Annotated in this window: 15 protein-coding genes; 6 read left to right on the top strand and 9 right to left on the bottom strand. The window is 52.5% G+C overall.

The genetic code is table 11. The features are described from left to right. The first annotated feature begins 80 nt into the window (after positions 1-80). Positions 81-1,589 carry a glycerol-3-phosphate dehydrogenase gene (gene glpD / locus M2371_RS14230; protein ID WP_259267991.1) on the top strand — a complete coding sequence of 503 codons (1,509 nt, stop codon included), beginning with the start codon at positions 81-83 and terminating at the stop codon, positions 1,587-1,589. A 93-nt stretch (positions 1,590-1,682) separates the two neighbouring features. Here the strand turns inward: glpD and malT are convergent, their stop codons facing one another. After that, positions 1,683-4,391 carry an HTH-type transcriptional regulator MalT gene (malT, locus tag M2371_RS14225; RefSeq protein ID WP_259267990.1) on the bottom strand — a complete coding sequence of 903 codons (2,709 nt, stop codon included), beginning with the start codon at positions 4,389-4,391 and terminating at the stop codon, positions 1,683-1,685. Positions 4,392-4,767: 376 nt separating this feature from the next. Between malT and malP the strand changes: the two genes are divergently transcribed. Then, on the top strand, positions 4,768-7,170 hold the full coding sequence (gene malP / locus M2371_RS14220; protein WP_259267989.1) for a maltodextrin phosphorylase: 2,403 nt from the start codon (positions 4,768-4,770) through the stop codon (positions 7,168-7,170). Positions 7,171-7,179: 9 nt separating this feature from the next. Next, complete coding sequence (gene malQ / locus M2371_RS14215) at positions 7,180-9,261, top strand: 4-alpha-glucanotransferase (protein WP_259267988.1); 2,082 nt, start codon at positions 7,180-7,182, stop codon at positions 9,259-9,261. 41 nt (positions 9,262-9,302) lie between these two features. Here the strand turns inward: malQ and nfuA are convergent, their stop codons facing one another. Continuing rightward, positions 9,303-9,878 (bottom strand): Fe-S biogenesis protein NfuA, encoded by a 576-nt coding sequence (gene nfuA, locus M2371_RS14210; RefSeq protein WP_034460317.1) that lies wholly within the window; start codon positions 9,876-9,878, stop codon positions 9,303-9,305. 58 nt (positions 9,879-9,936) lie between these two features. Further along, positions 9,937-10,608, bottom strand: a complete 672-nt coding sequence (gene gntX, locus M2371_RS14205; protein ID WP_259267987.1) for a DNA utilization protein GntX — start codon at positions 10,606-10,608, stop codon at positions 9,937-9,939. A gap of 38 nt (positions 10,609-10,646) precedes the next feature. On the opposite strand from gntX, the gene bioH reads away from it, so the two are divergent. Then, entirely contained in the window at positions 10,647-11,423 is a 777-nt protein-coding gene (gene bioH / locus M2371_RS14200; RefSeq protein WP_259267986.1) for a pimeloyl-ACP methyl ester esterase BioH, read from the top strand. Positions 11,424-11,447: 24 nt separating this feature from the next. Here bioH and feoC read toward each other — a convergent pair whose 3' ends face one another. The 5 genes from feoC to greB all read right to left on the bottom strand — a co-directional run bounded on the left by feoC (position 11,448) and on the right by greB (position 17,725). Beyond that, the gene (feoC, locus tag M2371_RS14195; protein ID WP_172893026.1) at positions 11,448-11,687 is read right to left on the bottom strand and encodes a [Fe-S]-dependent transcriptional repressor FeoC; all 240 of its coding nucleotides are present in this window, start codon (positions 11,685-11,687) and stop codon (positions 11,448-11,450) included. Positions 11,688-11,696: 9 nt separating this feature from the next. Next, entirely contained in the window at positions 11,697-14,018 is a 2,322-nt protein-coding gene (gene feoB, locus M2371_RS14190; RefSeq protein WP_259267985.1) for a Fe(2+) transporter permease subunit FeoB, read from the bottom strand. A gap of 53 nt (positions 14,019-14,071) precedes the next feature. Then, a complete protein-coding gene (gene feoA / locus M2371_RS14185; RefSeq protein ID WP_034499160.1) occupies positions 14,072-14,296 on the bottom strand; it encodes a ferrous iron transporter A in 225 nt (74 codons plus the stop codon). A 504-nt stretch (positions 14,297-14,800) separates the two neighbouring features. Then, entirely contained in the window at positions 14,801-17,131 is a 2,331-nt protein-coding gene (locus M2371_RS14180; RefSeq protein WP_259267984.1) for a Tex family protein, read from the bottom strand. 120 nt (positions 17,132-17,251) lie between these two features. After that, on the bottom strand, positions 17,252-17,725 hold the full coding sequence (gene greB / locus M2371_RS14175; protein ID WP_259267983.1) for a transcription elongation factor GreB: 474 nt from the start codon (positions 17,723-17,725) through the stop codon (positions 17,252-17,254). A gap of 236 nt (positions 17,726-17,961) precedes the next feature. Here greB and ompR point away from each other — a divergent pair, with 236 nt between their 5' ends. After that, positions 17,962-18,681, top strand: coding sequence for a two-component system response regulator OmpR (gene ompR, locus M2371_RS14170; RefSeq protein ID WP_001157751.1), 720 nt, complete (start codon positions 17,962-17,964; stop codon positions 18,679-18,681). Further along, positions 18,678-20,030, top strand: coding sequence for a two-component system sensor histidine kinase EnvZ (gene envZ / locus M2371_RS14165; protein ID WP_259267982.1), 1,353 nt, complete (start codon positions 18,678-18,680; stop codon positions 20,028-20,030). The genes ompR and envZ overlap by 4 nt, the downstream gene beginning before the upstream one ends. Positions 20,031-20,144: 114 nt before the next feature. On the opposite strand, the gene pckA is transcribed toward envZ, so the two are convergent. Further along, the gene (gene pckA / locus M2371_RS14160; RefSeq protein ID WP_259267981.1) at positions 20,145-21,764 is read right to left on the bottom strand and encodes a phosphoenolpyruvate carboxykinase (ATP); all 1,620 of its coding nucleotides are present in this window, start codon (positions 21,762-21,764) and stop codon (positions 20,145-20,147) included. Positions 21,765-21,772: the final 8 nt, after the last annotated feature.

Genomic DNA, 21,772 nt, shown 5'->3' with positions numbered 1-21,772 from the left:
CGTTACAAACCGCGCGTAGTCTTGCTAGTATGAGCGATAACGAACATATTTGAACTTTAACGAAAGCGTGTGAGGGCAACATGGAAACTAAAGATCTGATTGTGATTGGCGGAGGAATTAACGGGGCAGGTATCGCCGCTGACGCTGCAGGCCGTGGTTTATCCGTGTTGATGCTTGAAGCTCAGGACTTAGCCAGCGCCACTTCTTCGCAAAGCTCGAAGCTTATCCACGGCGGCCTACGCTACCTTGAGCATTACGAGTTCCGCCTGGTGAGTGAAGCACTTGCCGAGCGCGAAGTGCTGCTGAACATGGCTCCGCACATCGCCTTCCCGATGCGCTTTCGTTTGCCGCACCGCCCGCATTTACGCCCGGCGTGGATGATTCGGATTGGCCTGTTTATGTACGATCATCTCGGTAAACGCACCAGCTTGCCGGCATCCACCAGTTTGCGTTTTGGCGCAGATTCCGTCCTGAAACCGAATATCGTGCGCGGTTTCGAATATTCTGACTGCTGGGTAGACGATGCTCGCCTGGTTCTGGCGAACGCGCAGATGGTGACGCGCGAAGGCGGCGAAGTGAAAACGCGTACCCGCGCCACTCGTGCGCGTCGCGAAAACGGCCTGTGGGTTGTGGAAGCGCAGGATATTGATAGCGGTGAAACCTTTACCTGGCGTGCTCGTGGCCTGGTCAACGCGACCGGCCCGTGGGTGAAAAACTTCTTTGACGATGGCCTGCAATTGCCTTCGCCATATGGCATCCGCCTGATCAAAGGCAGCCACATTGTGGTGCCGCGTGTGCATAACCAGAAGCAGGCATACATTCTGCAAAACGAAGATAAGCGAATTGTGTTCGTCATTCCGTGGATGGATGAGTTCTCTATTATTGGCACTACCGATGTGGAATATAAGGGCGATCCAAAAGATGTTCACATTGATGATAACGAAATCAACTACCTGCTGAATGCCTATAACGCGCATTTTAAAAAGACGCTGAGCCGCGAAGATATCGTCTGGACATACTCCGGCGTGCGCCCACTTTGCGATGATGAATCTGATTCACCGCAGGCAATTACGCGTGATTACACGCTCGATATCCATGACGAGCAGGGCAAAGCGCCGCTGTTGTCGGTATTTGGCGGCAAGCTGACAACCTACCGCAAACTGGCAGAACACGCGCTGGATAAGCTGAAAGGCTATTACCCAAAAATGGGGCCGAGCTGGACAAAAGGCAGCACCTTACCAGGTGGTGATATTCAGGGCGATCGCGATGATTACGCGGCACAGCTGCGCCGCCGTTATACCTTCCTGACCGAAAGCCTGGCACGCCGTTACTCACGCACTTACGGTAGCAATAGCGATTTGATTCTGGCAGGAAAGACCAGCATTGGCGATTTAGGCGAAGATTTCGGGCACGAGTTTTTTGAAGAAGAATTGCGTTACCTGGTGGAACACGAGTGGGTGCGTAGCGTTGATGACGCCATCTGGCGTCGTACCAAATTAGGGATGTGGCTTACGAAAGAGCAGCAGGCGCGAGTCGCACAATGGCTGGGAAAGCGTAACGGTAAGGCGCATTTGTCACTAGCGTCGTGAGTCGGTAGCCCTCACCCCGACCCTCTCCCCCAGGAGAGGGAGAAAACCGTTCTATACCCTCTCCTTCAGGGAGAGGGCTAGGGTGAGGGTAATTTAAACCCCGTAGCCCATCATCTTCAGTAATTTCTGCGCATGCTGCACCGCATCCTGGCGGTGCGCGACACCCAACTTCTGATACAAATTACGAATATGCGTTTTAATCGTGGTGGCTGCGACATCCAGTTCACCCGCGATTTGCTCATTGCTGTAACCCGAATAAATCAGCCCTAAGACTTGCCATTCGCGCTGAGTCAAAGGGCTGGTGCGGATTAATTCCGGCACTTCAGGGTGATTCAATAAACGGTTAACAAAGTTTTCGTCGAAGTGGGCGAACTTATGGCGATGATGCTGGTTAATCTCACGCAAAATACGCTGCGCGCGATGCTGATCTAATTCAGGTAGCGTGTTGAGCTGAATCAACTGGCGTAGTTGCTGCGCCATCGCTTCCCCTTCAATCACAAAGTGGCTGATAAACCCGGTGCGGTTCGCCAGCGCCAACGCTTCCAGCAGCACGCGCTGGGCATCGCTTTTACGCCCGGCTTGCCAGTAAAGCTGGTTCAGCAGTAGCAAGTTGCGGTTGAGGTCACTCATTAAACGCAGGCTGCGGGCATTTTCGTTTAACTCTTCGAGCACCATTTCAGCCGGTTCGAAATCACTCAGCAAAATTTGTGCGCGGGCAATATTACGCCACTGGCTTTGTAGGAAATGGTTGTTGGCAAATTCTGGCTTCGGCGTCAGGCGCAGCCAGTTGGCAGCAGATTTTTTATCTCCCGTCATTTGCCAGTAAATCACCCGGACTTTGTCGGCGTTAGAAACCCAGTCGCTATGGAATGCACCGTTGCCGAGTAAGTTTTCCAGTCGGTTCAGGTGATTACGTGCGTTATCTAAATCGCCTCGAGCCAGCGAACATTGCACTAATAGCGCCAGGCACTGTAATTGCTGTTGCGGCTGGTAGCCGGAAAGCACTTCCAGACCCCTGCGCGTTGTCGTTTCGGCTTCATCCAGCCGCGACCACGCCCACAGTAGCTGCGCACGAATACGCAGTAAAAACTCATGCAGCGGAAGTTGCTCAAGGTGTTGCTCTTCGATAAGCGCAAAGGCTTTTTCCTGGGATTCCCAGGCCGATTGCAGGAACCCCTGCGCCAGCAGAATTTCACTTTGCTGGCATAAACCCCATAACGCGTAGTGCCACATGTCATGACGGCGGGCCATTTGTTCCGTTTGCTGCATCACGGACAACGATTTGGTCAGCTCACCTTTGCAATGCAGCACTTCGCCGTGGACGGAGGTGGCGACAATACGGCTATAAAAACTGGCAAGCGGCAGCGTGTCGAGGGCAATCATCGCCAGGCGTTCGGCTTCATCAGGATTACCGTCGTTAATGGCAACCTGAGCGCGTAACGCATTGAATTCACCGTGCATGGTGTCGTCCATCACGACATTCATTTCTTGCTCGGCGCGGGCCAGGAGCGTGTTCACTTCGCTGTAGCGGTGTTGGCTTTGCATCAGCCACGCTTGCAGTAAGACAAGTTTTGGGTTCTCTAACAAACTTTCCCACGGTAGCGCTTTTAACGATTCTTCCAGCAGCGTGAGTTCGCTGTGGTTAAACAACGCCCAGGCATGATTGAGGAGGATATCGCGCAGCAAAGTTGCATCGCCTGCGGCCAGCGCGTGGTGAATAGCTTCGCTCGGGAAGCCTTGCGCCATCCAGCTTTCGGCTGCGGCGCGATGGATATCCGGCAATTCAGTCGCCAGTTCCCACTGGCAACGCTGGCGCAAGAAATTGCCAAACAGCGGGTGGAAACGGAACCACTCACCGCTGTCGTCCATACGCTGAATAAACAAACCCTGACGCTCTGTTTCTTCCAGTCGCATCTGGCCATTTTCTTCGCCGGTGACGCGCACAATCAGCGCATCGTTCATGGAACGCAGAATCGAGCTGCGCAGCAGGAAATTACGGGTTTGCGCATCGACATTATCCAGCACTTCATCGGCCAGATAGTCAGACAAATGGCTGGCGTTAATACCAGAAAGACGGCGCGCGGAATGATGCGCCGAAGAGTTACTGTTCTGCCTGGCGGAAAGCGCGATGAGTTGCAGCGCAGTCGCCCATCCTGCGACGTCGTCACACAGACTGTTGCTGTCGACGTGTTCGAGGGGGGAATTCAGACGATGGTCGAAAAACAGTTTCGCTTCGTGATGAGTAAAAGCGAGTTGCTGGCTGCCAATTTCCAGCAGCTGATCGCGCACGCGTAAGTTAGCGATACCCAACTGCGGCAAATTGCGTGACAGCACCACCAGAGTCAGGTTTTCTGGCTGGTGGCGGATGAAAAAGCGCATCGCTTCATGAATGACAGGGTTAGTTATTAGATGGTAATCATCGATGACTAAAAATAGCGGGCGATGCCATTCCACCATTTCGATAAACAGCTGGGCGAATAACGCCGTCAGGCTCGAATACTGGCGTTTTTGTACCATCACTTCGCTGGTAACACAGTGACCAGACGTTGCTTGCTGAATTGCCGCTATCAAATAGCTGGCAAAACGTTCTTGTTGGTTATCGCCCTCATCAAGGGAGTACCAACCGAGTTCATTCTTCCCTGCCGCCCACTGCGAAACTAGCGTTGTTTTTCCATAGCCCGCCGGGCTGGTTATCAGTGCCAGTCGATAGTTATTGGCTGTTGATAATTTCAACAACAGACGGTCGCGGACCACTGTATTTTCCAGACGTACTGGACGACTTAATTTGGAGGGAATCAGCATGGTCTGTCACTTCACTGTGTATGAGATATGTACGAATGTGATTTTTTTTACGCTTCGTAATTAATACTTACTACAAAGTCGTTCAGATTGAGGGTGATTGCAAGATTGTTCAGGGTTTCAGACGTTGTAAGTTGCTCCTGCTCACAATTCTATTCATTAGATGAATCCATCTGGAATAGTTACTGTCGGACATGGAGAAGTCAGGACTGGTGGGCATTCCTGGCAAGAGCACCTAACTTTAAGTGGCGGCGATCACATTTTCAGCTACTCCCCGCTACTCCTCCCTCCGTATTCCCCCTCAGGAGGAGGAATTAGCCCAGGGCACCCGGCACACTAGCGGGTAATGAAATTAGAACCTCACAGGACCCGAGTCACTATGTCACAGACGACCTTCAATAAAGCACAATTTCAGGCTGCACTGACACGTCAGTGGCAGCGTTATGGGCTGCATTCCGCCTCCGAAATGACTCAGCAACAATGGTGGCACGCCGTCAGCGGTGCGCTGGCAGAACTGCTGGCGGCACAGCCTGTTGCGAAACCAGAGAAGAAACAGCGCCACGTAAACTACATCTCGATGGAATTCCTGATTGGCCGCCTGACGGGCAACAACTTGCTGAACCTCGGCTGGTATCAGGACGTGGCTGACGAACTCAAAGCGTTTGATATCAATCTCACTGACCTGCTGGAAGAAGAAACTGACCCTGCATTGGGGAACGGCGGGTTAGGGCGTCTTGCGGCGTGCTTCCTGGATTCCATGGCTACGGTTGGGCAATCGGCGATCGGTTACGGCCTGAATTACCAGTACGGCCTGTTCCGCCAGTCCTTCCAGGATGGTCATCAAATGGAAGCGCCTGATGACTGGAAGCGCGGAAGCTATCCGTGGTTCCAGCATAACTCGGCACTCGACGTGCAGGTTGGCGTCGGTGGTAAAGTGATTAAAGACGGCAAAACCGTGCGCTGGGAACCGGCGTTTATCTTCCACGGTGAAGCCTGGGATTTACCGGTGCTTGGTTACCGTAACGGCGTGGCGCAACCGCTGCGTTTGTGGCAGGCAAAGCACGCGCATCCATTTGATTTAACTAAATTCAACGACGGCGATTTCCTGAAAGCAGAGCAGCATGGCATCGACGCCGAAAAACTGACGAAAGTACTCTACCCGAACGATAACCATTTGAACGGTAAGAAGTTGCGTTTGATGCAGCAGTACTTCCAGTGTGCATGCTCGGTGGGCGATATTTTACGCCGTCACCATCTGGCGGGCCGCAAGCTTTCTGAGCTGGCCGATTATGAAGTTATTCAGCTTAACGACACGCACCCGACTATTGCCATTCCAGAACTGCTGCGCGTGCTGATCGACGAGCACCAGATGAGCTGGGACGATGCCTGGGCCATCACCAGCAAAACCTTCGCCTACACCAACCACACGTTGATGCCTGAAGCGCTGGAGTGCTGGGACGAGAAGCTGGTGAAGGCGCTGTTGCCGCGACACATGCAAATTATCAATGAGATCAACGCCCGCTTTAAGAAGCTGGTGGACAAAACCTGGCCGGGCGACGAAGCCGTGTGGGCAAAACTGGCGGTGGTTCACGACAAACAAGTTCGCATGGCGAACATGTGCGTGGTGAGTGGCTTCGCGGTAAACGGTGTGGCAGCGCTGCACTCCGATTTAGTGGTGAAAGATCTGTTCCCGGAATATCACCAACTGTGGCCGAACAAATTCCATAACGTCACCAACGGCATCACGCCACGCCGCTGGATTAAACAATGCAACCCGGCATTGGCTGCTCTGCTTGATAAGAAATTGAAGAAAGAGTGGGCCAACGATCTCGATGTGCTCGAAGGGCTGGAAAAATATGCCGACGACGCAAAATTCCGCAAAGAATACCGCGACATCAAATACCAGAACAAAGTGAAACTGGCGGCGTTCGTCAAAGCTCACACCGGCATTATCATCAGCCCGGATGCGCTGTTCGACGTGCAAATCAAACGCCTGCACGAATACAAACGCCAGCACCTGAACCTGCTGCATATTCTCGCGCAGTATAAAGAAATCCGCGAAAATCCGACGGATGACCGCGTGCCACGCGTGTATCTGTTCGGTGCTAAAGCCGCACCGGGCTACTACCTTGCGAAAAACATTATCTTTGCGATCAACAAAGTGGCGCACGCAATTAATAACGATCCGGTGGTTGGCGACAAGTTGAAAGTGGTGTTCCTGCCGGACTACTGCGTTTCTGCGGCAGAGGTAATGATCCCGGCGGCGGATATTTCCGAGCAAATCTCGACTGCGGGCAAAGAAGCATCCGGCACCGGCAACATGAAACTGGCACTTAACGGCGCGTTGACGGTCGGCACGCTGGATGGCGCGAACGTCGAAATCGCCGAGAAAGTGGGCGAGGAAAACATCTTTATCTTCGGCCACACCGTGGAAGAAGTGAAAGCCCTGAAAGCCAAAGGCTACGACCCGGTGAAATGGCGCAAGAAAGATAAAGCGCTGGATGCCGTGCTCAAAGAGCTTGAGAAAGGTATTTACGCCGATGGCGATAAACACGCCTTCGACCAGATGCTGCACAGCATCGGCAAACAGGGCGGCGATCCGTATTTGGTGATGGCAGATTTCACCGCTTATGCGCAAGCGCAAAAATTGGCGGATGCACTGTATCTCGACCAGGAAGCATGGACTCGCGCTGCGATTCTGAACACGGCGCGTTGCGGCATGTTTAGCTCCGATCGCTCTATCCGAGATTATCAGCAACGCATCTGGCAGGCAAAACGCTAAGGGAACGCGATGGACAGCAAACGTCTTGATACCGCCGCCCTTGAGGCGGGAATTAGCCCCAACTACATTAACGCCCACGGCAAACCGCAGGCCATTCCTGCGGATACCAAGCAGCGTTTGCTGGAAGCCATGAGCCGTCCCACCGCCGTGAAAAAGGTGGCGGTGACGCCAGTGGCAAATGTACTGGTGTTCACTTCTGGCACCCGCATGGCGACGATGCTGGAAGGCAACGGCGATTACACCTGGCAGTTAACCACCGAAGACGGTAAGCAACATAAAGGGCATGCACTGGCGGGTAAAAAACTGACGCTGCCCGCCGCGTTGCCGGAAGGGTATCACGACCTCACGGTTAGCCAGAATGAACACCACTGGCAATGCCGGGTGATTGTGGCGCCGAAACGTTGTTACGAATCCGCTGCACTTCTGCGTGATGAAAAGCTATGGGGCGCGTGTGTACAGCTTTACACACTGCGTTCGGCACATAACTGGGGAATCGGTGATTTCGGTGATTTGCAGCGCATGCTGGTGGACGTGGCAAAGCGGGGCGGTTCGTTTATCGGCCTGAACCCAATCCACGCGCTGTATCCGGCGAACCCGGAAAGCGCCAGTCCGTACAGCCCGTCGTCACGCCGTTGGTTGAACGTGATTTATATCGACGTGAACGCGGTAGATGATTTCTTGCTTAGTGATGAAGCGCAAGACTGGTGGAAAATGCCGGTCACGCAACAAATGCTGAGCGAAGTCCGCGACGCGCAGTGGGTGGATTATGCCACCGTTACCGTGCTGAAAATGGCCGCACTTCGCATGGCGTGGAAGCAATTCTCGCTGCGTGGTGCGCGTGATGAGCAAGTTGTTGCCTTCCATAAGTTTGTCCAGGAAGGTGGCGACAGCCTGTATTACCAGGCGGCGTTTGATGCGCTGCATGCTTATCAGGTTAAAGAAGATGAAATGCGTTGGGGCTGGCCCGTGTGGCCAGAAGGTTTCCGTGACGCGCACAACCCGGAAGTGAAAGAGTTTTGTACCGAACACAGTGATGAAGTGAATTTCAATCTGTGGTTGCAATACCTGGCCTATGCGCAGTTTGATGCGTGCTGGCAAACCAGCCAGGGCTTCAAAATGCCGATTGGTTTGTATCGCGACTTAGCGGTTGGTGTGGCAGAAGGCGGCTCGGAAACCTGGTGTGACCGTGAGCTTTACTGCCTGAAAGCCTCGGTCGGTGCGCCGCCGGATATTCTTGGCCCGCTCGGCCAGAACTGGGGTTTGCCGCCGATGGACCCGCATGTGATTACCGCGCGCGCCTATCAACCGTTTATCGAACTGCTGCGTTCTAACATGACCAGTTGCGGCGCGCTGCGCATTGACCATGTAATGTCGATGCTGCGTTTATGGTGGATCCCTTACGGCGAAACCGCCGATAAAGGCGCTTACGTGCATTATCCGGTGGACGATCTGCTGTCGATCCTGGCGCTGGAAAGTAAGCGCCATAACTGCATGGTGATCGGTGAAGATCTGGGAACCGTGCCGGTTGAGATCGTCGGCAAGCTGCGTGACAGCGGTGTTTACTCGTACAAAGTGTTGTATTTCGAGCACGATCAGGAAAAACAGTTCCGCGCCCCGAAATCGTGGCCGAAACAATCCATGGCGGTGGCGACGACCCACGATTTACCGACGCTGCGCGGCTACTGGGAAAGCGGTGATTTGACGCTGGGTAAAACGCTTGGATTATATCCTGATGAAGAGATGTTGACCGAGCTGTATAAGGATCGCGAACGCGCCAAACAAGGTTTGCTGGATGGACTGCATGAATATGGTTGTCTGCCAAAACGCGCCGGGCACAAAGCCTCGCTGATGGCGATGACGCCAACACTTAATCGCGCAATGCAGCGTTACATTGCCGACAGCAACAGTGCGTTGTTGGGTCTGCAACCGGAAGATTGGTTGGGGATGGCGGAGCCGGTGAATATTCCAGGCACCAGCTACCAGTATAAAAACTGGCGACGCAAGTTATCGACTTCTCTTGAGGCGATGTTCGCAGACGAAACAGTGAATAAGTTGCTGAAGGATTTGGATAAGCGACGTAAGAAGAGATAAGAGAAATGTCGGATGTCGCGTAGCGACATCCGACATTTCAATCAGTAGTACGAGTGCTCGCCGCGCTGGTGTTCGGTCAAATCACGAACGCCTTTCAGTTCCGGGAACTCTGCCAGCAATTGTTTTTCGATGCCTTCTTTCAGGGTCACGTCGACCATTGAACAGCCGTTACAACCGCCGCCAAATTGCAGAATTGCAAAACCTTCGTCAGTAATTTCCATCAGCGTCACACGGCCGCCGTGGCCTGCCAGCTGTGGGTTAACCGTCGCTTGCAGCATGTATTCAACGCGTTCCATCAGCGGCGCGTCGTCGGACACTTTACGCATTTTAGCGTTTGGTGCTTTCAGCGTGAGCTGTGAGCCGAGTTGGTCGGTAACAAAATCAATTTCGGCGTCTTCAAGATAAGGTGCGCTCAGTTCATCAACATACGCGGTCAACTGCTCGAATTTCAGGGCAGTATCTGACGCTTCTACCGCATCCGGCGGACAGTAAGACACCCCGCACTCCGCATTTGGAGTACCAGGATTGATGACGAATACGCGAATTTGCGTCCCTTCTTCCTGACCTGCCAGCAGTTTGGCAAAGTGGGATTGTGCTGTATCGGAAATACGGATCATAACGATTGCTCAATAGTTGACTATTTTAGTCGGTTATAATACGCCCATCATCGAGGGTCTACAAGGTTCGACAAAGGCACCACACCTGGATAGTCGCCGCGCCCTGCTTTTTCAGCAGCCGCGCAATTTCCGCCACCGTACTGCCCGTCGTGACGACATCATCCACAATAATTATATGGCGGCCTGCTACCGGAAAATCAACCCTGAAAGCACCTTTAAGGTTATTTCGCCGCCTTAGAGCATTGAGCTGACGCTGGGTTTGCGTTGCGCGGATTCGGCTGATTCCCTTGGGAAAATAGTCACATTGCAGCCAGCGAGAAAGGTGATTTGCCAGCAGATCACTTTGGTTAAATCCACGACTCCAGGCGCGGCCTGAATGCAGCGGAACGGACACAATACAGTCGGGTTTCTGGTGTTTTGTGGAAAGAACCTTAAGCAATAACAAACGTGCCAAAGCCTGTGCCAGCGCAACGGTGGCATTAAATTTAAATCGCTGGATGAGCCGATTGAGCGGCAGGCAATAATCCGTGACGAACACCATAGAATCCCAGAAGGGTGGCTGTTGCAGGCAACGCCCGCAGGGTGAATGTATGTGAGCGCAGGGTAATCCACAGCGCGGACAGCACGGCGGTGGCGCGGGTAACGCTTTGGCACAGCATGAACAAACGCCCCAATGTGCGCATGCGAGAGGCATCTGGCATAGCCAACACAGCCCTGGGATTGTTAGCATGTTCGCTTCCTTGCGTAGAAAAATGAGAACAGTAACTGATGAGCACGCTTTGGTGGCAGACAAAAGGTGAAGGAAAAGACGATCTTGTGCTGCTGCACGGATGGGGACTGAACGCGGAAGTGTGGCATTGCATTTGCGAGGAACTCGGCTCGCATTTTCGTCTTCATCTTGTCGATTTGCCGGGCTATGGCCGCAGCCAGAATTTCGGCGCGCTGACGCTTGAGGAGATGGCTACGCAAGTATTGGCACAAGCGCCGGAGCGAGCTATCTGGATGGGCTGGAGTTTAGGTGGGCTGGTGGCCAGTCAGATTGCGCTAAGCCATCCGCAGCGCGTTAAAGGGTTGGTCACGGTTGCCTCGTCGCCCTGTTTTGCTGCAAACGATGAATGGCCGGGGATCAAACCTGAAGTGCTGGCGAATTTCCAGCAACAGCTCAGTGAAGATTTTCAGCGCACGGTTGAGCGTTTTCTTGCGCTGCAAACTCTGGGCACGGAAACCGCACGCCAGGACGCTCGCCGTCTGAAGGCGGTTGTTCTCGAGCAACCGATGCCGAGTGTGGAGGTGTTAAACGGGGGGCTGGAAATCCTGAAAACGGCAGATTTACGTGAGCCGTTGAGCCATCTTGAAGTGCCATTCTTGCGTTTATATGGGCATTTAGATGGGCTGGTACCGCGCAAAATTGCCGGTTTGCTAGATGAACGTTGGCCGCAAAGCGAGGCGGTGATTTTCCCGAAAGCGGCCCATGCACCGTTTATTTCGCACCCGCAGGAATTTTGCCGGGTAATTGAAGAGTTTTGTAGGGTGGATAAGCCTTAGGCGTCATCCAACTCTACATAACATTTACGCCCGCAGCGCCCACACTTCCCGTATACATTTCTTACCTTCCGGGCAGCTTTTACAGCTGCCAGTCAGGCAATCACTCGGATCTTCGGTGATACGCATCGCTTTGCCCATGGCTTCAAGGCGGCTCAGCATGGCGTTCACCAACGGCAACGGCGTGGCGAGCTGTTGGCTAATTTGCGTCGCATCCAGTCGCCCTTGCAGCGCCAGCGCATCACGAATCTCAATTAAACTCGCCATACCATCTCCTTAGTGGCAATCGCCAGCGGTGCTTTTACAGCAGGCCGCTTCGACTGTTTTACGGGTCGTCATCAGGCTGACATCCACACGGCTACGCGCCTTACGCAAACCACCAATCAACAACACGTTGAACAACACCACCGCGAGAATACAGACCAGGCTGTATTTCGGATGAGTGCTGAACGTTACCGCCTGGTAGTAAAGCGTGGACAGGGAGTAAGCGATGTTCAGCCCCCACAGCACCGAGAACATCATCCAGCCACGGCTGGATTCACGGGCAACGGCACCCATCACCGAAATACATGGGATATAGAGCAGAACAAAAATCAGGTAGCTGTAGGCCGCAGCCGGGCTGCCAAATTTGCTGCTCATAACGCCCATCGCACCGCTTGCCATCTCGCCATCGCCTTTACTGGCTTCGATTGGGTTGGCCAGCACGCTCAGGCTGAAGGTGTCTTTCAGACTCTGCCAGGTTTCGCCTGCGGCGGCACCTAATTCATCGGTCAGGCTGAAGCTTGCCGCATCAAACGGTTCTTCGTGCATATCTTCAGCGGTGTATAGCGTGTTCAACGTACCGACAACCACTTCTTTTGCCATTGCCCCGGTGAACAGGCCAACGGTCGCTTGCCAGTTATCTTCGTGGACACCAATCGGCTGCAACAACGGCGTCAGCACGCGGCTTACGGAGGCCAGCGCCGAGTCGTTGATGTTGTCGACTTCTTTGCCGCTAAACGAGAAGCTGTTCAGTGCGCCAATGAAAATACTCACAATCACGATCACTTTACCGGCACGCAATACGAACCCTTTCAGGCGCTGCCAGGTTTGCAGTAACAGACTTTTCAGATGCGGGACGTGATAGACCGGCAGTTCCATCACAAATGGCGTTGCTTCACCGCGCATGATGGTGTGTTTGAGCATCAGGCCGGTAAGAATCGCCATCACGATGCCGAGAATATAGAGCGAGAAGACGACTAACGCGCCTTCCTGGCCGAAGAACGCGGCGGCAAACACCGCAAAAATCGCCAGACGTGCACCGCATGACATAAACGGCGCCATCATGATGGTCATCAGGCGTTCACGCGGGGCATCCAGCGTACGCGCACCCATTACCGACGGCACGTTACAACCGAAGCCGACAATCAATGGCACGAATGATTTACCCGGCAAGCCGAGGGATTGCATCAGGCGGTCCATAACGAATGCCGCGCGCGCCATGTAACCGGAGTCTTCAAGGAACGAAAGGAACAGGTACATCATGCCGATTTGCGGCACCAGTGGTAGCACGGTGTTGATACCACCGCCGATCCCCTGGGCTAAGAAAATCGTCAGCCAGCTCGGGAAGTGCAGGGTGGCGCCAATCCACTGAATACCGTGGATAAAGATGGCCGCTGAACCGCCGTCGAAAATAGGCTGTAATGCGCCGCCGATGTTAATCGCCAGCAAGAACATCACGTACATCACCAGCAGGAAAACAGGCAAACCGAGGAATCGGTTCAGGATGATTTTATCCATCATTGCCGTTAAACGATGTGGCTCGGCGGTCAGGCTGTTGCTGATGGAATCACAAATCGCGGCAATGGTTTGGTAACGCGCGTCGGCAATCAGCAGCGCCGGATCTTCGTTTTCTTCGGCCAGTTGGGCGCGAATGGCATCCAGTTTATCGGCGGCGTGACCGGCATATTCACGGCTATAGATATCACCTTCCAGCATTTGCAGAGCCAGCCAACGACGCTGTTGGGCAGACATATCGGCAGGCATTTGCGCGGCCAGATTGTCGGCCTCTTCAAGCAGTCTTGGTGGGTAAAGCACTAAATCGGTCTGCGTGTTTGGCAGGCGGCGATCGATGGCCAGCTTCAGCCCTTCCATACCACGCGCGCGGGTCGAAACCAGTGGCACAACCGGGCAGCCCAGGCGTGCAGCAAGCGCATCAATATCAATACGAATGTCTTGCTTCTCGGCGATGTCGAGCATGTTAAGCGCGACGACACACGGAATGCCGAGTTCCAGCAATTGCAGCGTCAGGTACAGGTTGCGCTCAAGGTTGGAGGCGTCGACGACGTTTATCAGTAAGTCTGCTTCACCACTCAAAATGTAGTGACAGGCAATTTGTTCATCCAGAGAAGTTTGCGATGAAATGGTGGTTAGCGAGTAAGTACCCGGCAAGTCGACCAATGTGACCTGATGTGCCAGCGTTGAAAACTGACCTTCTTTACGTTCTACGGTAACGCCCGCCCAGTTACCCACTCGTTGGCGTGAGCCGGTGAGCTGGTTGAATAACGTGGTTTTCCCGGAGTTAGGGTTACCGATTAAGCCGATAGTTAATTTTTTCATTTTTTCGTGAACTTAAAGAAAATAGCAACGAGCGCGAGCGCTCACCCCGCCAATCAGGCAATGGCTTCAACGTGCAGTAGTTCGAGATCTTTTTTGCGTAATACCAGACTGACGCGACGTGTTTGAATATGAATCGGGTCGCCTAATGGCGCGACACGTACAACGTTGAATGAAGAGCCGGGCAACATACCGAGCGATAATAATTTCTGACGATATGACGGGCTAATTTCGCTGGCAAAGCCGGTAATTTTCCACGCACTACTTGGCAAGAATTGCATAGGACCTACTTAGAGCTGCGCTCTGGTATTTATGCTAACGAGAGTTTTCGTTGGATAAAGGAGAAATAACGAACAAATCAATGATAATGAGAATGGTTTCTGTCTTCAATAATTATTTTTGTGATGAATAAGTCGTTTAGATTATTTTCCACAGCGAGGTTATTTATTATTTTTTCGTGGTGCCTGGTGAGGTTTTTATAAAAAATTAATAATTAACAGTGTGTTGTGTTTTTCGTAAATGCGTAGTTTTATTAATTAACCTTCGTTAATGTTGTCTGGATATTTCATCTGTTACAGATTTGATAAATATTGGTGCTGTTTTTAAAGTGTTGCGGAAATTGATCTACCGCAAACTTAATCTAATTGGGATGAACTGGTTAGGGTGATAACGAAATGTTATTTAGACCATGCCAGGTTAAAACAAACAAATTGTGCTGAATCGGGAACCAGGGAAATCCCCCCTCTCGCCATTGAGTGGGAGAGGGGGGATTTTTTCATCACTGATTAGCGCTTTTTAAATGCCGCAGCCAGCGCATCACCCATCGCACTGTTACCTGCATTACTGCTGCTGGCGTTATCACGTCCGCGTGGTTTCTGTTGCTGTGCCGGGCGGCGTTCAGTTTGCTCACGTGGTGCGGAACCACGGCGGTTGGACTCGCCAGGTTGCTCATCCAGACGCATAGTCAGTGCAATACGCTTACGCGACATATCCACTTCTATCACTTTCACTTTGACGATATCACCGGCTTTCACCACTTTATGCGGGTCGTCAATGAACTTGTCGGAAAGTGAGGAAATGTGGACCAGGCCATCCTGATGCACGCCAATATCCACAAACGCGCCGAAGTTAGTCACGTTGGTGACAGCGCCTTCCAGCACCATGCCAGGTTGAAGGTCGTTCATGGTTTCTACGCCATCAGCAAACTTCGCGGTTTTGAATTCCGGGCGCGGGTCACGGCCTGGTTTTTCCAACTCTTTGATGATGTCAGTCACCGTTGGCACACCAAAACGTTCATCGGTGAAATCGCGTGGGCTTAGGCCGCGTAGTGCTTCACCATTGCCCATTAAATCCTGCAATGCTTGCTCGGTTGCCGCCAGAATGCGCTCAACAATCGGGTACGCTTCCGGGTGAACGGTGGAAGCATCCAGCGGGTTATCGCCGTGGTTGATACGCAGGAAGCCCGCGCATTGCTCGAACGCTTTCGGCCCTAAACGACTGACTTTCAACAGTTGCTGGCGGTTCTGGAAACGGCCATTTTCGTCGCGCCAGTTCACGATGTTCTGCGCCATCATGCGTGTTAAGCCCGCTACGCGAGTTAACAACGGGACAGATGCGGTATTCAGATCAACGCCCACGGCGTTTACGCAGTCTTCGACTACGGCATCAAGTTTTTTCGCTAACTGAGACTGGCTAACATCGTGCTGATACTGGCCGACACCGATAGATTTCGGGTCGATTTTCACCAGCTCTGCCAATGGATCTTGCAGGCGACGAGCAATCGACACTGCGCCACGAATTGAAACATCGAGATCCGGGAATTCCAGTGCTGCCAGCTCAGATGCTGAATACACCGATGCACCCGCTTCACTGACAATCACTTTCTGCGCGGTGACTTTCGGGAACTGCGCCTGCACATCAAGGAAGAAACGCTCGGTTTCACGCGATGCCGTGCCGTTGCCGATAGCCACTAATTCTACGTTGTGCTTCTCGCAAAGAGCCGCAACGGCGACCGCCGCTTTCGCTGCTTGCCCGGTGTGCGGATAAATAGTATCGGTGGCGACCAGTTTGCCGGTGGAATCCACCACGGCGACTTTTACGCCGGTACGCAGGCCCGGATCGAGGCCCATAGTCGCACGCAGGCCAGCAGGGGCGGCCATCAGCAAATCATGCATGTTACGGGCGAACACGTTAATCGCTTCGTCTTCGGCGCGTTCACGTACGGTGCCCATCAGTTCGGTTTCGAGGTGCATCAGCACTTTGATACGCCAGGTCCAGCTCACCACGGCACGGCGCCAGGCATCCGCCGGAGCATTGTTCAGGCGCAGGCCGAGGTGGTCGATAATGAGCTGTTCGCAGTAGCTTTCGCGAGGTGGTTCATCGTGCTGCGGGTCGGCATTTAGCGCGAGCTGTAAAATGCCTTCGTTACGACCACGGAACATGGCGAGGGCGCGGTGTGACGGGACGGTAGCAATTGGTTCGTGATGGTCGAAGTAGTCGCGGAATTTCGCGCCTTCCTCCTCTTTACCCGCAACAACATTGGCTACCAGGTGCGCGTTCTTCCATAAATAGTTACGCACTTTTGCGAGCAATGCCGCGTCTTCGGCAAAACGCTCCATCAGAATGTAGCGAGCGCCATCCAGTGCGGCTTTGGTATCAGCAACGCCTTTGTCGGCGTCAACGTAACTTGCAGCGGCTTCTTCTGGCGTGTGGGAAGGGTCGTTCCATAACAGTTCGGCCAGCGGTTCCAGACCTGCTTCGATAGCAATTTGCCCGCGAGTACGGCGCTTTTGCTTATACGGCAAATAGAGGTCTTCAAGCTCGGTTTTACTCAGCGTGCCATTGATGGCAGTGGCAAGCTCGTCGCTCAATTTACCTTGTTCGGTAATAGACTTGAGGATTGTCTGACGGCGGTCTTCTAATTCGCGCAGATAGCCCAGACGAGTTTCCAGCTGACGCAGTTGCGTGTCATCCAGACCGCCAGTGACTTCCTTACGATAACGTGCAATAAACGGCACGGTATTCCCTTCATCGAGCAGGCGAACGGCGGCTTCAACCTGTTCATCTTTGGCCTTAAGCTCGCTGGCAATAATGCGGCAGAGTGAATCATTCATCATGGTTTTTTCATCTGTTTGAGTCGAAATTTCAGAGTGTAGTTATACGGATTGGAGGGTGAAAATGCCAGCCACAGCGCCCGAGAGGTGATGAATCGGACTGTTCTGTTGCTGGCCTGTGTGCTATTTCACATACTCGATTTCATTGATGTACCACTGCGCTTCACCGGCGGGTGTTTGCACGATAGCGAGGTCGCCCACTTCTTTTTTCAGCAGTGCACGTGCCATAGGTGAATCGATAGAAATGTAATCTTTGCTGCCAAAAATTTCGTCATAGCCGACGATGCGAAAACGCAGTTGGTTTCCGTCATCATTTTCAATTTCTACCCATGCACCAAAGAACACTTTGCCTTCTTGTTGTGGCGAATAATCGACAATTTTCAGCTGTTCGAGGCATTTCGTGAGATATCGCACTCTTCGATCTATTTCTCGCAGCCGTTTTTTGTTGTACTGGTAGTCGGCATTTTCACTGCGATCGCCAAGACTTGCGGCCCAGGTGACCTTTTTAGTCACCTCCGGACGTTCTTCACGCCACAAGGTGTCCTTTTCTTGTTTGAGCTTTTCATAGCCTTCGCGGGTAATTAATGGCGTTTTCATCGTCAAGCCTTGAATGGGTAGAACAATAAAGATGATTTAAACCGAAATATCAGGGTGATGGCAATCCTGTCGATTTGCGAAGTAAGTCATTATTCTGTGTTAAAAAGTACCTATAACCATCTGTTTAATATGCTTTGTAACAATTTCGACTAGAATATATACCAGATTTGACTGGTCGTAACGCCGCAGTTTTTTAAGAATACGCACTCACTGTTCGAGCCTTTGGGAGTATAAGAATGCAAGAGAATTATAAGATTCTGGTCGTGGATGACGACATGCGCCTGCGTGCGCTGCTGGAACGTTACCTCACCGAACAAGGCTTCCAGGTCCGTAGCGTTGCTAACGCAGAACAGATGGATCGCCTGCTAACCCGTGAATCCTTCCACTTGATGGTCCTTGATTTGATGTTGCCAGGCGAAGATGGTTTGTCTATCTGCCGTCGCCTGCGCAGCCAAAGCAACCCGATGCCAATCATTATGGTTACTGCGAAAGGCGAAGAAGTTGACCGCATCGTAGGGCTGGAAATTGGCGCGGATGACTACATTCCAAAACCGTTTAACCCGCGTGAACTGCTCGCCCGTATCCGTGCTGTTCTGCGCCGTCAGGCCAACGAACTGCCAGGTGCACCTTCCCAGGAAGAAGCGGTTATCGCGTTTGGTAAGTTTAAACTGAACCTCGGCACCCGAGAGATGTTCCGTGAAGATGAGCCTATGCCGTTAACCAGCGGCGAGTTCGCGGTACTAAAAGCGCTGGTGAGCCACCCGCGTGAGCCGTTATCACGCGACAAACTGATGAACCTGGCACGTGGCCGTGAATACAGTGCGATGGAACGCTCTATCGACGTACAGATTTCTCGCCTGCGCCGTATGGTTGAAGAAGATCCTGCACATCCACGCTATATCCAGACCGTATGGGGCCTGGGCTACGTATTCGTGCCGGACGGTTCTAAGGCATGAGGCGAGTCCGCTTCTCCCCCAGAAGCTCGTTTGCCCGCACGCTGTTATTGATCGTCACCTTGCTGTTTGTCAGCCTGGTGACGACCTACCTTGTGGTGTTGAACTTCGCCATTCTGCCGAGTTTGCAACAGTTTAATAAGGTACTGGCTTACGAAGTCCGTATGCTGATGACCGATAAACTGCAACTTGAAGATGGGACGCAACTGGTGGTTCCGCCTGCATTTCGGCGTGAAATCTACCGTGAGTTGGGAATCTCTTTGTATTCCAATGAAGCGGCGGAAGACGCGGGTTTACGCTGGGCTCAGCATTACGAATTCTTAAGCCATCAAATGGCGCAGCAATTGGGTGGCCCAACCGAAGTTCGCGTTGAGGTTAACAAAAGCTCGCCGGTTGTGTGGCTGAAGACGTGGCTTTCACCGAATATTTGGGTTCGCGTTCCTCTGACTGAAATTCACCAGGGCGACTTCTCACCACTGTTCCGCTATACGCTTGCGATAATGCTGCTGGCGATAGGCGGCGCGTGGTTGTTTATTCGAATACAAAACCGACCCTTGGTTGACCTTGAGCACGCCGCGTTGCAGGTCGGTAAAGGGATTATTCCACCGCCGCTTCGTGAATATGGTGCCTCGGAGGTGCGTTCAGTTACCCGCGCCTTCAACCATATGGCCGCTGGTGTGAAGCAACTGGCCGATGACCGCACGCTGTTAATGGCGGGTGTCAGCCACGATTTGCGTACGCCGCTCACTCGTATTCGTCTGGCAACAGAGATGATGAGTGAAGAAGATGGTTATCTCTCTGAGTCGATTAATAAAGATATCGAAGAGTGTAATGCAATAATCGAACAGTTCATCGATTACCTGCGTACCGGGCAAGAGATGCCACTGGAAACTGCCGATCTCAACAGTGTGTTGGGTGAAGTGGTGGCTGCAGAAAGCGGTTACGAGCGGGAGATTGAAACCGATCTTCAAGCAGGCGAATTACTGGTGAATATCCATCCGCTGTCCATTAAACGAGCCGTCGCCAATATGGTGGTGAATGCTGCGCGTTATGGAAATGGCTGGATTAAAGTCAGCAGTGGCGGAGAGTTTAACCGTGCCTGGTTCCAGGTCGAAGATGACGGCCCGGGCATTAAGCCTGAGCAGCTTAAACACCTGTTCCAGCCGTTTGTGCGCGGCGACAGTGCGCGAACTACCAGCGGTACCGGTTTGGGGTTGGCAATCGTACAACGTATTATCGACAACCATAACGGCCTGTTGGATATCGGCGTTAGCGAGCGGGGCGGTTTGCGGATAAGGGCTTATTTGCCGTTACCGATGAACAAAACTTTCAGCCAGATTAAAGAAAGCTGAGTGATAAAGAAAAAGCGAACCTCTTGGGGTTCGCTTTTTTGTCCGTTGGGTTAGCGTAGAGGGTGGATGTCACTTGCGCTAATCCACCTTATAAACTCGTTCGCTATTCGAAAATTAGATCTTCGGCCCTGCACTCACAAGCGCAGCACCCGCTGGGGTGTCGGTGTATTTCTCGAAGTTTTCGATAAACAACTTAGCCAGTTGCTCTGACTTTTCCTGCCATTGCTCAGGAGTTGCGTAAGTCTTACGCGGATCCAGAATGTTTTCGTCAACACCTGCCAGTGCTGTCGGCACTGCAAGGCCAAAGATTGGCAATGTGAACGTTTCTGTATCGTCCAGAGAACCATCCAAAATCGCATCAATAATTGCACGCGTATCTTTTATGGAGATACGTTTGCCGGTGCCGTTCCAGCCGGTGTTAACCAGATACGCCTGAGCACCCGCAGCCTGCATGCGTTTCACCAGCACTTCTGCGTATTGCGTCGGGTGCAGAGACAAGAATGCCGCACCAAAACAAGAAGAGAAAGTTGGCGTCGGTTCGGTAATGCCACGCTCAGTACCTGCAAGTTTGGCGGTAAAGCCAGACAGGAAGTGGTACTGCGTTTGGTTTGCCGTCAGGCGTGAAACCGGGGGTAAAACACCGAAAGCATCAGCGGTAAGGAAGATAACTTTGTTGGCGTGGCCAGCTTTAGAAACCGGTTTAACGATGTTTTCAATATGGTAAATCGGGTAGGAGACACGCGTGTTTTCAGTTTTAGAGCCGTCATCAAAGTCGATGGAACCATCGGCGCGAACAGTGACGTTTTCCAGCAACGCATCGCGGCGAATCGCATTAAAGATTTCCGGCTCGGCTTCTTTGGATAAACGAATGGTTTTCGCGTAGCAGCCGCCTTCGAAATTGAACACTCCGTCGTCGTCCCATCCGTGTTCGTCATCGCCAATCAGGCGGCGCTTTGGATCGGTAGAAAGCGTGGTTTTGCCCGTGCCAGACAAACCAAAGAACACGGCGACATCATCTTTTTCGCCGACGTTTGCCGAACAGTGCATGGAAGCAATGCCTCTGAGCGGCAGCAGGTAGTTCATGATAGAGAACATCCCTTTCTTCATTTCACCGCCGTACCAGGTGCCGCCAATTAATTGCACGCGCTCGGTCAGGTTAAAGGCGATGAAGTTTTCAGAATTCAGACCCTGCTCTTTCCATTGTGGGTTGGTGCATTTCGCGCCATTCATCACCACGAAATCAGCTTCGAATATTTCCAGCTCTTCGTCAGTTGGACGGATAAACATGTTCTTAACGAAATGAGCCTGCCAGGCCACTTCGGTAATAAAACGCACCGAGAGACGGGTATCAGCATTCGCGCCGCAGAAAGCATCAATAATAAAGAGGCGTTTGCCAGAGAGTTGGTTGGTGACGAGTCCTTTCAGATGCTGCCAGGTTTCTTCACTCAGCGGTTTATTGTCGTTTTTGCCTTTGCCATTATCCGCCCACCACAGCGTATCGCGGGTTGTGTCGTCGCGGACGATGTATTTATCTTTTGGGGAACGGCCGGTAAAGATACCGGTATCAACAGCAATTGCACCGAGGTTTGTTTCTACGCCGCGCTCAAAACCTTCCAGATTGGGATTTAGCTCTTCATGATACAAGGTGTCGTAATCGGGGTTGTAAATGACTTCGCTTACATCATGAATACCATAAGCCTTGAGATCTTGCGCTGTTATGCCTTTAACTCGCATTTCACTGC

This window comes from Buttiauxella sp. BIGb0471, assembly GCF_024807715.1.
Lineage (GTDB): Bacteria > Pseudomonadota > Gammaproteobacteria > Enterobacterales > Enterobacteriaceae > Buttiauxella > Buttiauxella agrestis.
The sequence above is the reverse complement of the archived record's forward strand: the minus strand, read 5'-3'. Positions and strand labels throughout refer to the sequence as shown.